This window comes from Streptomyces sp. NPDC101227 (genome assembly GCF_044767545.1).
Classification (GTDB): domain Bacteria; phylum Actinomycetota; class Actinomycetes; order Streptomycetales; family Streptomycetaceae; genus Streptomyces.
The window spans coordinates 224,155-237,907 of sequence record NZ_JBIWOD010000014.1 but is presented as its reverse complement, the minus strand read 5'-3'; the positions used below and the strand labels follow the sequence as shown (position 1 = coordinate 237,907).

Below are 13,753 nucleotides of genomic sequence, written 5' to 3'. Positions count from 1 at the left end.
GGTTGATAGGCCAGATATGGAAGCCTGGTAACGGGTGGAGTTGACTGGTACTAATAGGCCGAGGGCTTGTCCTCAGTTGCTCGCGTCCACTGTGTGGTTCCCGGGTTGCGAACAGTCGCAATCGCTGGTTGAACCGAGTTTCACTCTTTAACTAAAAAGTGTGCTTGTTCGCTAGAACCCGATAGGGTTTCGGTGGTCATAGCGTTAGGGAAACGCCCGGTTACATTCCGAACCCGGAAGCTAAGCCTTTCCGCGCCGATGGTACTGCAGGGGGGACCCTGTGGGAGAGTAGGACGCCGCCGAACAATCTTTCAAGGACCCTTGGTCCCAGCGTTCAGCTGGGACCAAGGGTCCTTTTTTGTTTTTCCCGAAGCGCGCCGAAGTGGTCGGTGCGTGAGAATGAATGCAGTACCGAAGACAGGAGTCACGTCGATGTCCACCAACTCTTCCGACGATCGTTCGGAGCGCCGGCCGCAGCGGCGCGACGGCGGTGACCGCGGTGGTTTCCGGCGTGATGACCGTGGGCCGCGTCGTGACAGCGACCGTGGCGACCGTGGCGGCCGCCCGGCCGGCGGCGGTGGCGGTTTCGCGGGGCGGGACAGCCGTGGTGGTGACCGTGGTGGTTTCCGCAGGGATGACCGTCCGTCCGGTGGCGACCGCGGTGGGTACCGTGGCGGCGACCGGCGCGATGACCGGCCGCGTGGGCCGCGTCGCGATGATGAGCGCGGCGGATTCCGGCGCGATGAGCGGGGTGGCGACCGCCCCGGTTTCCGGCGTGATGACCGTCCGTCGGGTGGCGATCGTGGTGGATACCGCGGTGGTGACCGGCGGGATGACCGTGGTGGTGACCGTGGTGGTTTCCGCAGGGATGACCGTCCGTCCGGTGGCGACCGCGGTGGGTACCGCGGGGGCGACCGGCGCGATGACCGCGGTGGTGACCGTGGGGGCTTCCGGCGTGATGACCGGCCGTCCGGTGGTGAGCGGGGCGGTTTCCGGCGTGATGACCGTCCGTCGGGTGGTGACCGTGGTGGGTACCGCGGCGGCGACCGGCGGGATGACCGCGGGGGCGATCGCGGTGGTTTCCGACGGGATGACCGGCGCGACGACCGGGGCGGCGACCGTGGTGGTTTCCGCAGGGATGACCGGCCGTCGGGTGGCGACCGCGGTGGGTACCGCGGGGGCGACCGGCGCGATGACCGCGGTGGTGACCGTGGGGGCTTCCGGCGTGATGACCGGCCGTCCGGTGGCGACCGCGGGGGCTTCCGTAGGGACGACCGGCGCGATGACCGCGGAGGCGAGCGTGGCGGGTTCCGCAGGGATGACCGTCCGTCCGGTGGTGAGCGGGGCGGCTTCCGGCGTGATGACCGGCCGTCGGGTGGCGACCGTGGTGGGTACCGCGGGGGCGACCGGCGCGATGACCGGGGTGGCGACCGCGGGGGCTTCCGCAGGGATGACCGGGGGCCGCGGCGGGATGACCGGGGTGGCGACCGTGGTGGGTTCCGTAGGGATGATGAGCGTGGCGGGCGTCGGCCGTACGGCGGCGGGCGTGGGCGTGATGACCGGCGGGACGAGCGGCGTGAGCGGGACCGGGAGCCGATCAAGCGGATTCCGATTCCCGAGGACGTCACCGGTGACGAGATCGACAAGGATGTGCGGCAGGAGCTGCTGAGCCTGCCGAAGACGCTGGCCGAGGATGTCGCCAAGAACCTGGTGATGGTCGCGAAGCTGCTGGACGAGGACCCGGAGAAGGCGTACGGGTACTCGCGGGTGGCGCTGCGGCTGGCGTCCAGGGTTGCGGCGGTGCGCGAGGCCGCGGGATTCGCGGCGTACGCGGTCGGTAAGTACAGCGAGGCGCTGGCGGAGTTCCGGGCGGCGCGGCGGATGACCGGCAGTGTGGAGCTGTGGCCCGTCATGGCGGACTGCGAGCGCGGTCTGGGCCGGCCGGAGAAGGCGATGGCCATGGCCGGTGAGCCCGAGGTGCAGCGGCTGGACCGGGCCGGGCAGGTCGAGATGCGGCTGGTCGCGGCGGGGGCCCGTCGGGACATGGGGCAGGCGGACGCCGCGGTGGTGACGCTGCAGAGCCCCGAGCTGGCGTCGAATGCGGTGCACCCGTGGACCGCACGGCTGCGTTACGCGTACGCGGACGCGCTCCTGGAGGTCGGGCGCGAGGGCGAGGCGCGCGACTGGTTCGCCAAGGCGCTGGAGGCCGACCAGTCCGGCACTACGGATGCCTCGGACCGGCTCGCGGAGCTGGACGGTGTGCAGTTCACCGATGTGCTCGAGGACGGCGACGAGCTCGATGAGGGTGTCGAGGAGGCCGCTGGTGAGGCCGATGACGACGCCGAGGGCGAGGAGCGGTCCGAGAAGGGCTGAGTAGCGGAGCGGTAAGGCGAAGGGCGGGACCCCGGTGGGGTCCCGCCCTTCGGCGTTGGGGGTGTCAGGGGGAGGCGGGGGAGTAGGGGGCGATGGGGTTGCGGAGGGTGCCGATGAGCTGGAGGGCGCCGGCCGGGTCCTCCAGGTCGACCATCTGCTGGTTGTTGCGCAGCTGGAGGCGGTTGAGACAGGAGAGGGCGAACTCGTCGGCGAAGAGGTCGTATTGGGCGAATTTCGCGGCGAGGTGGGGATGCGCGGCCTGGTAGGCGGTGATGCAGTCGGCGACCGTACGCCAGAAGGCGTCCTCGGAGAGGGTGCCGTTGTCGGCGAGGGTGCCGCTCAGGAAGCGGAAGAAGCAGTCGAAGACGTCGGTGAAGAGGGAGAGGAGTTTTTTGTCCTCGGGGACGTCGGCGCGGATGCGCTCGACGGCGGGCGGCAGGACCGCACAGGTGGGGGCACCTCCCTGGTCCTTAAGACCTTGGGGGACCATGACGGCGATTTCCTCGGCGATGTCCTTGAAGATCGCCCGCGTCACCGCGCCGTCCTCGAGGACGAGGATGACGTTTTCGCCGTGCGGCATGAAGACCAGGTCGTAGGCGTAGAACGCGTGGAGGACGGGGGTGAGGTAGGCGTCGAGGTAGCGGCGGAGCCAGGTGGCGGGTTCCAGGCCGGATTCCTCGATGAGCGCGCTGGTCAGGGAGGCGCCGTCGTGGTCGGTGTGGAGGAGGGACGCCATCGTGGCGAGGCGCCGGCCGGGCTCCAGGGTGGGGACGGGGCTTTCGCGCCAGAGGGCGGCGAGCATTTTGCGGTACGGGGAGCCCTTGTCGGTGGCGGCCTCGTACCCCCGGTGGTGGTAGCCGATGGCGGCGCGCTCGCGGATGATCGAGAAGCGGGCGGCCTGGAAGGTGTCGTCGGCGGCGATCAGGCGGGCGAGCCAGTCGTTGATGGCGGGTGTGGCCTCCATGTAGGAGGCGGAGAGGCCGCGCATGAAGCCCATGTTGAGGACGGAGAGGGCCGTTTTGACGTAGTGGTGGGTGGGGTGGGTGGTGTTGAAGAAGGTGCGGATGGACTGCTGGGCGAGGTAGTCGTCGTCGCCGGGGCCGAGGCACACCAGGCGCTGCTGGGCGACCTCGGCGGCGAAGGTGACGGCGAGTTTGTTCCACCACTGCCAGGGGTGGGTGGGGAAGAGGTAGTAGTCGTCGGGGTTGAGGCCGAGGCCGGTGAGGGTGGTGGTGAAGCGGGTGCGGGTGATTTCGTCGAGTTCGGCGTGGATGAGGGTGTCGTAGTCGAGGCCGGCGCCGGCGGTGAAGGTGGCGTGGTCGCGGTGGGCGGCGAGCCACAGGAGCCGGATGGGGCTTGCGGTTTCCGGGGCGTAGGCGTGGTACTCGTGGATGCCGAAGCCGAGGCGGCCGTTGTTGGCGACGAAGCAGGGGTGGCCCTCGGTCATGCCGGTCTCGATGGCCTGGAAGCCGGATGCGGCGAGTTCACGCGCGGTGGGCCGGTCGGCGGCGAGTTTGTAGGCGGTGCCGGAGAGGGTGGAGCTGATTTCCTCCAGGTAGACGGGGAGGACGGACCGGCTGAGGCCCAGGGTTTCGCGCAGCTCGGTGAGGAACTCCAGGGCGTCCAGGGGGAGTTCGGTGTGGCCGCGGTGGCGGGTGATGCTGTCGGGGTCGATCGACCAGTGGTCGAGGGCCCCTCTGCGGGCGGCGAAGCGGTAGGCGGTGGTGCCGTCGTCGCTGGAGAGGGTGTAGTGGCCGTCCTGGGGGAGGCGCTTGGGGGTGAGCAGCCGTTCGTGGGCGAATTCGGCCAGGGCCTTGCGGATCAGGAGGCGGTTGGCGCGGGCCCACAGGGCGGGGGTGAGGTGGGCGACGGCTTCCTGGGGGGTCGGCCGGGTGCCGGCGGTCATCGGGTCTCTCCTCGGGTGGCCAGGAACTGGTCGCGGGTGCAGGTGCTGAGGTGGGCGTCTTTGGAGGGCAGGGCGACGGTGCGGACGACCTCGAAGCCGACGGTCTTGTTGAGGGCGTGGACGGCGGTGTTGCGGGCGTCCGGTTCGACGACGACGCGGTGCGTGGCCGGGTCGGCGAAGAGCATCTCCATGACGGTGGTGATGACGGCGCGGGTGAAGCCGTGCACGGGGGTGGCGGTGGGGGCCGTGAGGAAGTGCATGCCGACGTCGCCGGCCTCAACGGCGTGGATGCCGACCAGCTCGCGGTGGGCCGGGTCGTAGCGCTCCATCAAGAAGGCCGGGGTGCCGTTGTGCAGGCCGAGGTAGGCGTCGTGGAAGGGGTCGGCGGCTATTCGCGTGAACTCCTTTTCCACGGCGGTGAGGTCACAGCCCTGCATCAGCCAGAAGACGGCTTTGGGGTGGGTGACCCAGCCGTGGAGCAGTTCGGCGTCCGCGCCCGGGTCGACGGGCCGTAGGGAGAAGTCCCCGAGTGCGGTGTCCGTGCGGGTGAAGAGGGGGGCGGTCATGCGGGGATCTCCAGCGGGTGGTGCGGGGTGGCCGGGGCGGCGAACTCCTGGAAGGCGATGGCCTTTTCGACCGGGTAGTGCTCGCGGCCGAGCAGCTCGCGGATGATGCAGGAGTTGCGGTACGCGGCCATGCCGAGGTCGGGGGTGACGAAGCCGTGGGTGTGCAGCTCGGCGTTCTGCACGTAGATGCCGTGGCCGGTGGTGTCGATGCTGTAGTTGCGGGCCACGTCGTAGCGGCCGGCGTCGTCCCAGGCGATGCGGTCGCGGACGGGGGCGAGGAAGTCCGGTACGCGGTAGCGGTAGCCGGTGGCGAGGATCAGGCCCTGGGTGTCGAGGGTGAAGTCCTGGCCCTGTTCCTCCTGGCGGAGGCCGAGCGTGTAGGTGCCGCTCGTCGCGTCGTAACTCGCCTGGTTCAGCGCGGTGTTGGTGAGGAGCCGGGTGGGGGCGGGGCCCGCGAGGTTCTTCTGGTAGAGGAGGTCGAAGATGTCGTTGATCAGCTCGGAGTCGATGCCTTTGTAGAGGTGCTTCTGGGTGGCGTTGAGGCGGTCGCGGGTGGCCGGGGGGAGGGCGTGGAAGTAGTCCACGTACTCCGGTGAGGTCATCTCCAGCGTGAGCTTGGTGTATTCGAGGGGGAAGAAGCGGGGGGAGCGGGTGGCCCAGGTCAGGTGGTAGCCGTGGCTGTCGATGTCCTGGAGGAGGTCGTGGTAGACCTCGGCCGCGCTCTGGCCGCTGCCGACGATGGTGATCGTGTCCTTGGCCTGGAGGCTGGCCTTGGCGTCCAGGTAGTCGGTGTTGTGGAGGAGGTCGCCGCCCAGGTCCCGGCAGGCGTCGGGGACGTGCGGCGGGGTGCCGGTGCCCAGGACGAGCTTGCGGGCGCGGTGGGTCGTGCGGTCGCCGGTGGGCAGGTGCTCGGCGTGGACGACGTAGAGCTCTTCGCTCTCGTCGTACTCGACGGTGGTGACCTGGTGGGCGAAGCGGACGCTGCCGAGTTTGCCGGCCGCCCAGCGGCAGTAGTCGTTGAATTCGGCGCGCAGCGGATAGAAGCTCTCGCGGATGTAGAACGGGTAGAGCCGCCCGGATTCCTTGAGGTAGTTGAGGAAGGAGAAGGGCGAGGTGGGGTCGGCGAGGGTGACCAGGTCGGCCATGAAGGGCACCTGGAGGTGGCTGCTGTCGAGCATCATGCCGGGGTGCCAGTCGAAGGCCGGCTTGTTGTCGAGGAACAGGCCGTTCAGTTCCTCGATCGGGTCGGTCAGGCAGGCCAGGCCGAGGTTGAAGGGGCCCAGGCCGATGGCGATGAAGTCGTACGGGGCGGAGTGCGGGGCGGACACGGGGTCTCCGATGGGGAAGGTCGGCTCGGGTGGGGGCCGGCCCTCATGCCCTTAGGGCATGGGGGCGGGTCAGCGGGCGCTGAGGGCCGGTGCGGCGGCCTCGGCCAGATAGCTGCCGGCGTGCTCGGCGATCAGGTCGAGGACGGTGGCGATGTCCTCGAGCGTGGTCTCCGGGTTGAGCAGGGTGAACTTGAGGTAGTGGCGGCCGTCGACGACGGTGCCCGCGACGATGGCGTCGCCGGAGGCGAACAGGGCGTCCCGGGCGTGCAGGTTGACGCGGTCGCCGAGCTCCGGGTCCGGGTCGGTGCCGGGTACGTACCGGAAGACGAGGGTGCTCAGCTGCGGCTCGACGACGACGTCGAAGCGGGGGTCGTCGTGGAGGAGTTTCCAGGCGTCCGCGGCGCGGTCGATGACGTCGTCGAAGAGTTCGCCGAGGGCTCGGGCGCCCATGATGCGCAGGGTGAGCCAGAGTTTGAGGGCGTCGAAGCGGCGGGTGGTCTGGATCGACTTGTCGACCTGGTTGGGGATGCGATTTTCGGCCATCCGGCGCGGGTTGAGGTAGTCCGCGTGGTAGGTGACGTGCTTCAGGGTGGCGCGGTCGCGGACCAGGACGGCGCTGGAACTGACCGGCTGGAAGAAGGACTTGTGGTAGTCGACGGTCACCGAGTCGGCGCGTTCGATGCCGGCCAGCAGCTCGCGGCGGCGGGAGACCAGCAGGCCGCAGCCGTAGGCGGCGTCGACATGCATCCAGGCGCCGTGCCGGGCGCACAGGTCCGCGATGCCGGGGAGCGGGTCGATGGAGCCGAAGTCGGTGGTGCCGGCGGTGGCGACGACGGCCATGGGGATCAGGCCCTCGCGGTGGCAGCGCGCCAGTTCCTCGGCCAGGTCGGCGGTGCGCATCCGCTTGTCCGCGTCGGTCGCGACGGTGATGACGGCCTCGGCGCCCATGCCCAGCAGGGTGGCTGCCTTGCGGATGCTGAAGTGGCTGCATGCGGAGGTGAGGATGCGCAGCCGGGGCAGTACATCGGTGAGGCGGGCGGCCGGGTGGGCGCCGCCGCGGGTCAGCTCCCGGCGGCAGGCCTCGTCGCGGGCGAGCAGCAGGGCCTGGAGGTTGGACTGGCTGCCGCCGCTGGTGAAGATGCCGTCGGCCCGTTCGCCGAGGCCTATGCGGTCGGCGGTCCAGTCGATGAGGCGGCGTTCGATGAGGGTGCCGCCGGCGCTCTGGTCCCAGGTGTCCAGGGAGGAGTTGACGGCGGCGAGGACGGCCTCGCCGACCAGCGCGGGGATCACCACGGGGCAGTTGAGGTGCGCGAGGTAGCGCGGGTGGTGGAAGTAGACGGCGTCGCGGAGGTAGACCTCTTCGAGTTCGTCGAGCGCGGCGGCCGGGTCGTGGAGCGGCGCTTCGAGGTCGACGGCGGCGACGGCGGGTGTGAGGCCGTCGACGGAGATGCCGGTGAACGGGCGGTCGGTGGCGGCGATTTTGGCGCCGACCCGGGCGACGGATGCGGTGACGGCGTCGCGGTAGCGGGCCGCCGTGGCGTTGTTGAGCAGATAGCTCCTGCTGTCGGCCGGTTCGGCGGGGGATGTGCCGGCGGGCGACGGATCCTCGGCAAAGGGCGCGAGGAGACTCATGAGGGGGTCCTCCCTGATGGGGGCGTGACCACGTCCTGCGCAGGGCGAAAGGTGCGCAGAGGCAGGAAAACCCACCCGGGCGACGTAGTTAGGTAAGCCTAACCTAACTAGTCACTCGGGTGGGTGTGGGTGCTCCGGGAAGTGCCCCAGGGGGCCGGCCCGCGGTGGTTTCAGTTCTCGTCGTCGTCCAGCGTGCGCAGGACGAGGCCGGTGGCCGGCTTGGGGCCGAAGGAAGTGGACTTGCGCGGCATCGTCACGCCGCACCGGGCGAGTTGACGGACCGTCTCCTCGGACGTGGCCCGCATCAGGACGGCCGTGCCGCCGTGCCGGGCCGCCTGCGCGACGGCGGCCTCGGTGTGATGCAAATACCCGATGTCCGACGGACGGTCGGGAATACGCCAGACCTCGTCCAGCAGAACGGAGTGCAGAACGGTGGCATCCAGCCGCCGCCACGCCTCGGGCCGGTCGGTGCGGACCGTACGGTCGAGCAGCCCGGGATCGGGGCGGTCCAGCAGGTGGAAGGAGTCCGGCCCGCCGGCGAGGACGAAGGCGTTGCCGGGCGTGTGCTCCAAGGCCTCCAGCGCGGCGGGCAGTTCGCCGGGCAGCCGGCGGACGCGGAAGGCGCCCGCCACACCCGTCAGCGCCTTGCCGAGCGGCAGATGCGGCAGGACGCGGTGGATCGCCCGGACCTGGAGCGGATAGCGGGCGGTGTCGACCAGCAGCACCAGGCCGGACGCCCAGGGGGAGGCCGGAGTGGCGCCCGGCTGCTGCTCGTAGAGCCGCTGATACGTCGCCCAGCGGTGGTGGCCGTCGGCGATCAGGGCCTCCCGGCGGGCGAGATCGTCGTCGATGGCGGCGAGGTCGGCGGGATCGGTGACGGCCCACAGGCGGTGCGCGAAACCGTCCTCCGTGGTGGTGGCGAGCAGCGGGGCGCTCTGCACCGTCCGCTCGATCACGGCGGTGGCGCCGGTGGCCGTGCCCGGCCCGCGGTACGAGAGCAGCAACGGCTCGAAATTGGCGGCCGCCGCCCGCATCAGCGCGGCCCGGTCCTCGACCACCTCCGGGATGACCTCCTCGTGCGGCAGCACCGGCCCGTCCAGGCGCAGCGCGCCGATCAGCCCGCGCTGCAGGACCTCGCCGCTGCGCTGCTCGTACACATACAGCGCGGCCCGCTCGTCCGGGGCCAGGATGCCCTCCTCGCGCCAGCGGCGCAGGGTGTCGGCGGCCTGGCGGTGGCTGGTGGCGGGGTCGGGGGCGTGCGGCAGGATCAGCCGGACGATGTTGTAGGGGTCCGCGGTCTCCAGTTCGCGTACGCCGTCCGGCCGGACCACGACGTCGTACGGCGGGGAGGTGACAGCGGTGAGGCTGCTGACCCGGTCCGGGGCGTAGCGCAGTCCACGGAACGGGAGGAGGCGAAGGCCGTCGGTGCTGGTCATTGAAGAATGCTATTCCGATCGGGCGATGAGGGAAGATCGGGGTACAGACCGCGACGGCCGGAAATATCGGCGGGAAACAGCCGAGGAAGAACGGCTGGAAAACTACTGGAGAACGACGGGGAACACCGGCTCGCGAGGGGTGGGGAACGCCCCCCGGAGGGCGGACGCCCGGATGCCCGTCGGACACTGGGGGGACGACGTGCGGAGCGAGGAGCGAGACGGCATGAACGAGCAGGTGCGCAGGCAGCCCGACGGATGTGAGCGCGCGCTGAGCGAGGCGTACGACACCGCGCTGCTGGATCTGGACGGGGTCGTCTACGCGGGCGGCGAGGCCATCGCGCACGCCGTGGAGTCGCTGACGGCGGCGCGGGAGGGCGGGATGCATCTGGCGTATGTGACCAACAACGCCGCCCGCACCCCGCAGGCGGTCGCCGATCAGCTCAGCGGCTTCGGGCTGCCGACCGGCGCGGACGATGTGATCACCTCGGCGCAGGCGGTCGCGCGGCTGATCTCCGAGCAGGTGCCGGCCGGTGCCCGGGTGCTGGCCATCGGGGGCGAGGGGCTGCGGGTGGCGCTGCGCGAGCGGGGGCTGGAGCCGGTGGCGTCGGCGGACGACGATCCGGCGGCCGTGGTGCAGGGCTATGACCCGACGCTGGACTGGGCGCGGCTGGCGGAGGCGGCGTACGCGGTGCAGCGCGGGGTGCCGTGGTTCGCGTCCAACACCGATCTGACCATCCCCAAGGAGCGCGGGATCGCCCCCGGCAACGGCGCGTTGGTGGAGGTCGTACGCATCGCCGCGGGCGGATCGCCGCAGGTGGCCGGCAAGCCGCAGCCGCCGATGCACCGCGAGAGTGTGCTGCGCACCGGTGCGCGGCGACCGCTGGTGGTCGGCGACCGGCTCGATACGGACATCGAGGGCGCCTACAACGGCGGGGTGGACTCGCTGCTGGTGCTCACCGGCGTCACCACGGCCGCGGAGCTGCTGGCCGCGCCGCCGCAGCACCGCCCCACGTATGTGGACGCCGATCTGCGGGGGGTGCTGGGGCCGCAGTCGCCGGTGACGCGGGAGGACGACGGGTTCCGGTGCGGCGGCTGGCGGGCCGCCGTCGCCGGGGGCGCGCTCGTCCTGGACGGCGACGGCGGGCAGCTGGACGGGCTGCGGGCGCTGTGCGCGGCGGCCTGGACGGCGGCGGGGGACGGCAGTTGCACGGCGGACGCGGGGAAGGTCCTGGCGCGGATCGGGTGGTGAGGCGCGGGGCCCGCGCGATGCGGGCCCCGCGCCGGCGGGCGCGCGCTCAGTCCTCGTCGGACGGGGCGGCCGCGCCCGCCATCAGCTCCGCGATCAGGTCCTCCTCGGTGGCGCCGCGCCGCCAGTAGCCGGTGAACTTCACGGCCCTGCGGTCGATCCCGCGGTCGCGCACGAGATGCCGGCGCAGCGCCTTGACCGTTCCCGCCTCGCCGGCGATCCAGGCGTACGGGGTGCCCTCGGGCAGCTCCGCGGCGCGCACCGCGGCCAGCACCGGCTCGCGGTGTGCGGCGTCCGGGCCGCCAGTGCCGCCAGTGCCGCCAGTGCCGTCCGTGTCGCGTACGAGCCAGGTGATGTCGGCGTCGGCGAAGGTGGGCAGGTGCTGCCGGTCGTCGTCGTGGGCGATCTCGATCCAGACCTTGGCGTGGGTGCCGGGGGAGAGCCAGGACAGGATGCCGGCGATGGCGGGCAGCGCCGTCTCGTCGCCGGTGAGCAGGATCCAGTCGGTGCCGGCCGGCGGGCGGAAGTCGACGCCGCCGTTGTCCTCGACGGCCGGGGCGAGGACGGTCAGCCGGTCCCCGGGCCGGGCGCCGGCGGCCCAGCGGGAGGCGGGGCCACCCGCCGTGCACGCCGCTTCGGGACCCGCGCCGTGCAGCGCGAAGTCGACATCGAACTCCCGGGGCTCATGGCGCTGTTCGCGGATCGTGTACGAGCGCATCACCGGTCGTTGGGCCGGGTCCTGCGCCCGCCAGGCGGCGTACCAGCCGTCCCCGGTGTCGTCGAAGACCGGCCGGTCCTGGTGGGGCTGCGGGAGAAAGAGCTTGAAGCGCTGATCGCGACCGCCGGACGCCAGCTCCTCCAGCCGTTCGCCGCCGAAGGTGATGCGGACCACCGAGGTGCTCACCCGCCGGGCGCGGAGGACCTGGACATCGAAGAAGCGGAAGGGCGCGGTGGCGGGGGCGGCGGTCGTGGTCATGTCGGGGACCTTCCGTGGCGGTGGCGGGGGGTGGGTGAGGCCGCGGTGCGCTGAGGGCCCGGGGGCCGGCGATGCACCGCGGCCGGGCGTCAGCTGGTCTTCTCGGCGCCCTCGATGGCCCGGGCGAGCGACTCGATGAGCGGTGCGGCGCCCGCGTAGGAGAAGCGCGGCTCGCTCGACCAGGGCGTGATCTGGCCGGCCTTGACGGCGGGGAGCTTGGCCCAGGAGGGCTTGGCGGCCAGGTCCTTGGGCTGGAGGGTGGCGGTCCGGTTGTCCAGCAGCAGGACGTCGGCCTTGTACTTGTCGGCGTTCTCCCAGCTCAGGCTCTCGAAGTAGCCGCCCTTGTCCAGGTGGTCGGGGACGATCAGATCGACGCCGAGGGACTTGTAGTACATGAGGTCGGCGTTGATGCCGGGGTTGGAGGCGTAGAAGAGGTTGGCGCTGCCGGAGCAGGCGAGCACCTTGACCGGGTTGCTCTTGGCGGCCTTGCGCAGCGCGGCGGCGGCCTTCTCGAAGCGGGCCTTGGCGTCGGTGACCTCCTCGGCCTTCAGGTCGGCGCCGAGCGACTTCGCCAGGTCGGCGTACCGCTCGATGATCTTGACGAGCGGGACCCGCGCGGAGGTGATGGCCACGGACTCGGCAAGGCCCGTGATCTTGTCCTTGCTGTCGTCCGGTACGAACCACAGCGCGCCCGGCTCGTACATGTTGGTGATCAGCAGATCGGGGTTGAGGCTCGCATACTTCTCGACGTTGAACTGGTCATAGGCGTTGCCGATGATGGTGACCTTGTGGATGTCGAGGTCGCCGGCCTGCGGGTCGGGCTTGCCGTTCTTGAGCTTGGTCGGGCCGAAGACGCCGACTATCTGGTCGTCGATGCCGAAGTCGTGCAGCGCGGCGGCGGTGCCGGTGAAGGCGACGATGCGCTGCGGGGTGCTCTTGAGGGAGACCTTCTTCCTGCGGTCGTCGGTGAAGGACCAGGGGCCGCCCTTGGCACCGCCGTTGGCGCCCCCGGAGCCCTTGGCACCGCCGCAGGCGGCGAGCAGGGCGCCGATGCCGACGGCGCCGCCCGCGGCCAGGATGCCGCGGCGGGTCAGGGTTACGCTTCGGGAGGTGCTCATGGTGGGTGCGCTTCTCTCTGGGAGGCGGGCAGGGCGGGGCCGGCGCGGGGGCTCGCAAGGTGAATGTGAGGGTAGGCTAACCTAACTGCCGTGTTGGTTGACAGTCCCCCCGAAGCACCCACGGCCCCGGCCCCGGTGGCGCCGCAGCGCCGGCACCTCACGCGCTCCGCGGGGCTGCTCGCCTCCGTGGCCCTCCTGGCCGTCATCACCGTCGCCGGCATCGCCGTCGGCGCCAAACAGATACCCCTCGACCAGGTGTGGCACGGGGTGTTCCACTACTCCGGCTCCGACACCGACGTCGTCATCCGCGACGTACGGCTGCCGCGCACCCTGCTCGGCGTCATCGTCGGCGCCGCCCTGGGCCTGGCCGGCACGGTCATGCAGGCCCTGACCCGAAATCCCCTCGCGGACCCGGGAGTTCTCGGCATCAACGCCGGTGCCTCGGCCGCGGTCGTCTCCGCCATCAGCTTTCTCGGCGTCACCTCGCTGACCGGATATGTGTGGTTCGCCTTCCTCGGGGCCGCGGTGGTCTCCGCCGCCGGCTACATCCTCGGCGGCACCCGCAGCGCCACACCCGTACGGCTCGCCCTGGCCGGCACCGCGCTCACCGCCGTCCTCACCGGCTACCTCAACGCCGTCAACCTCATGGATACCGCGGCGCTCGACAAGATGCGCTTCTGGACGGTCGGTTCGCTGGCCACCGCCACCATGCCGACGGTCACCGAGATCGCGCCGTTCCTCGCCGTGGGCGCCGTCCTCGCCCTGCTGCTCGCCCGGCCGCTGAACGCCATCGCGCTCGGCGACGACCAGGCGCGCGCCCTGGGCACCAAACTGACCCGCACCCGCGTCCTGGCGATGCTCGCGGTCACCCTGCTGTGCGGCGGCGCCACCGCGGTCTGCGGCCCCATCGTCTACGTCGGCCTGATGGTGCCGCACGCCGTACGCGCCCTCACCGGGCCCGATCTGCGCTGGATCCTGCCCTACGCCGCGGTGCTCTCGCCAGTGCTGCTGCTCGGCGCGGACATCCTCGGGCGGGTGGTGGCCCGGCCGGGCGAACTCCAGGTCGGCATCGTCACGGCCGTCATCGGCGGCCCCGTCTTCATCTACCTCGTACGACGCCGGAGGATGGCCCAGCTGTGAGCGCGACCACGAAGCCCCGCAAGGGCGCGAGC

At 71.2% G+C, this 13,753-nt stretch carries 11 protein-coding genes and 1 rRNA gene; 5 read left to right on the top strand and 7 right to left on the bottom strand.

From position 1 onward, the window contains the following. Window positions 1–188: 188 nt before the first annotated feature. The 3 genes from rrf to ACIRPT_RS29230 all read left to right on the top strand — a co-directional run bounded on the left by rrf (window position 189) and on the right by ACIRPT_RS29230 (window position 2,373). Window positions 189–305 (top strand): 5S ribosomal RNA (gene rrf / locus ACIRPT_RS29240). 227 nt (window positions 306–532) lie between these two features. Then, window positions 533–1,669: a hypothetical protein gene (locus ACIRPT_RS29235; RefSeq protein WP_403832443.1), complete on the top strand. Its 1,137-nt coding sequence runs from the start codon at window positions 533–535 to the stop codon at window positions 1,667–1,669. After that, window positions 1,606–2,373 carry a hypothetical protein gene (locus ACIRPT_RS29230; protein ID WP_403832439.1) on the top strand — a complete coding sequence of 256 codons (768 nt, stop codon included), beginning with the start codon at window positions 1,606–1,608 and terminating at the stop codon, window positions 2,371–2,373. The genes ACIRPT_RS29235 and ACIRPT_RS29230 overlap by 64 nt, the downstream gene beginning before the upstream one ends. Before the next feature lie 64 nt (window positions 2,374–2,437). Here ACIRPT_RS29230 and ACIRPT_RS29225 read toward each other — a convergent pair whose 3' ends face one another. The 5 genes from ACIRPT_RS29225 to ACIRPT_RS29205 form a co-directional block, all read right to left on the bottom strand. Next, window positions 2,438–4,279 carry an IucA/IucC family protein gene (locus ACIRPT_RS29225; RefSeq protein WP_403832416.1) on the bottom strand — a complete coding sequence of 614 codons (1,842 nt, stop codon included), beginning with the start codon at window positions 4,277–4,279 and terminating at the stop codon, window positions 2,438–2,440. Further along, window positions 4,276–4,845, bottom strand: a complete 570-nt coding sequence (locus tag ACIRPT_RS29220; protein ID WP_403832414.1) for a GNAT family N-acetyltransferase — start codon at window positions 4,843–4,845, stop codon at window positions 4,276–4,278. The genes ACIRPT_RS29225 and ACIRPT_RS29220 overlap by 4 nt, the downstream gene beginning before the upstream one ends. Beyond that, a complete protein-coding gene (locus ACIRPT_RS29215; protein WP_403832412.1) occupies window positions 4,842–6,173 on the bottom strand; it encodes a lysine N(6)-hydroxylase/L-ornithine N(5)-oxygenase family protein in 1,332 nt (443 codons plus the stop codon). The genes ACIRPT_RS29220 and ACIRPT_RS29215 overlap by 4 nt, the downstream gene beginning before the upstream one ends. 69 nt (window positions 6,174–6,242) lie before the next feature. Then, window positions 6,243–7,805 (bottom strand): pyridoxal phosphate-dependent decarboxylase family protein, encoded by a 1,563-nt coding sequence (locus tag ACIRPT_RS29210; RefSeq protein ID WP_403832409.1) that lies wholly within the window; start codon window positions 7,803–7,805, stop codon window positions 6,243–6,245. A 170-nt stretch (window positions 7,806–7,975) separates the two neighbouring features. Further along, window positions 7,976–9,241: a DUF1015 family protein gene (locus tag ACIRPT_RS29205; RefSeq protein ID WP_403832406.1), complete on the bottom strand. Its 1,266-nt coding sequence runs from the start codon at window positions 9,239–9,241 to the stop codon at window positions 7,976–7,978. 223 nt (window positions 9,242–9,464) lie between these two features. Here ACIRPT_RS29205 and ACIRPT_RS29200 point away from each other — a divergent pair, with 223 nt between their 5' ends. Next, window positions 9,465–10,490: an HAD-IIA family hydrolase gene (locus tag ACIRPT_RS29200; RefSeq protein ID WP_403832404.1), complete on the top strand. Its 1,026-nt coding sequence runs from the start codon at window positions 9,465–9,467 to the stop codon at window positions 10,488–10,490. A 46-nt stretch (window positions 10,491–10,536) separates the two neighbouring features. Here the strand turns inward: ACIRPT_RS29200 and ACIRPT_RS29195 are convergent, their stop codons facing one another. Continuing rightward, entirely contained in the window at window positions 10,537–11,463 is a 927-nt protein-coding gene (locus ACIRPT_RS29195; RefSeq protein ID WP_403832401.1) for a siderophore-interacting protein, read from the bottom strand. 89 nt (window positions 11,464–11,552) lie between these two features. Continuing rightward, window positions 11,553–12,581, bottom strand: coding sequence for an ABC transporter substrate-binding protein (locus tag ACIRPT_RS29190; protein WP_403832399.1), 1,029 nt, complete (start codon window positions 12,579–12,581; stop codon window positions 11,553–11,555). A gap of 90 nt (window positions 12,582–12,671) precedes the next feature. Here ACIRPT_RS29190 and ACIRPT_RS29185 point away from each other — a divergent pair, with 90 nt between their 5' ends. Next, on the top strand, window positions 12,672–13,721 hold the full coding sequence (locus tag ACIRPT_RS29185; protein WP_403832396.1) for a FecCD family ABC transporter permease: 1,050 nt from the start codon (window positions 12,672–12,674) through the stop codon (window positions 13,719–13,721). Window positions 13,722–13,753 lie beyond the last annotated feature (32 nt).

Bases quoted from the DNA above. Each gene is read 5' to 3' on its own strand.
- ACIRPT_RS29210 (WP_403832409.1), bottom strand. From the start codon at position 7,805: ATGAGTCTCCTCGCGCCCTTTGCCGAGGATCCGTCGCCCGCCGGCACA.
- ACIRPT_RS29195 (WP_403832401.1), bottom strand. From the start codon at position 11,463: ATGACCACGACCGCCGCCCCCGCCACCGCGCCCTTCCGCTTCTTCGAT.
- ACIRPT_RS29220 (WP_403832414.1), bottom strand. From the start codon at position 4,845: ATGACCGCCCCCCTCTTCACCCGCACGGACACCGCACTCGGGGACTTC.
- ACIRPT_RS29200 (WP_403832404.1), top strand. From the start codon at position 9,465: ATGAACGAGCAGGTGCGCAGGCAGCCCGACGGATGTGAGCGCGCGCTG.
- ACIRPT_RS29225 (WP_403832416.1), bottom strand. From the start codon at position 4,279: ATGACCGCCGGCACCCGGCCGACCCCCCAGGAAGCCGTCGCCCACCTC.
- ACIRPT_RS29190 (WP_403832399.1), bottom strand. From the start codon at position 12,581: ATGAGCACCTCCCGAAGCGTAACCCTGACCCGCCGCGGCATCCTGGCC.
- ACIRPT_RS29205 (WP_403832406.1), bottom strand. From the start codon at position 9,241: ATGACCAGCACCGACGGCCTTCGCCTCCTCCCGTTCCGTGGACTGCGC.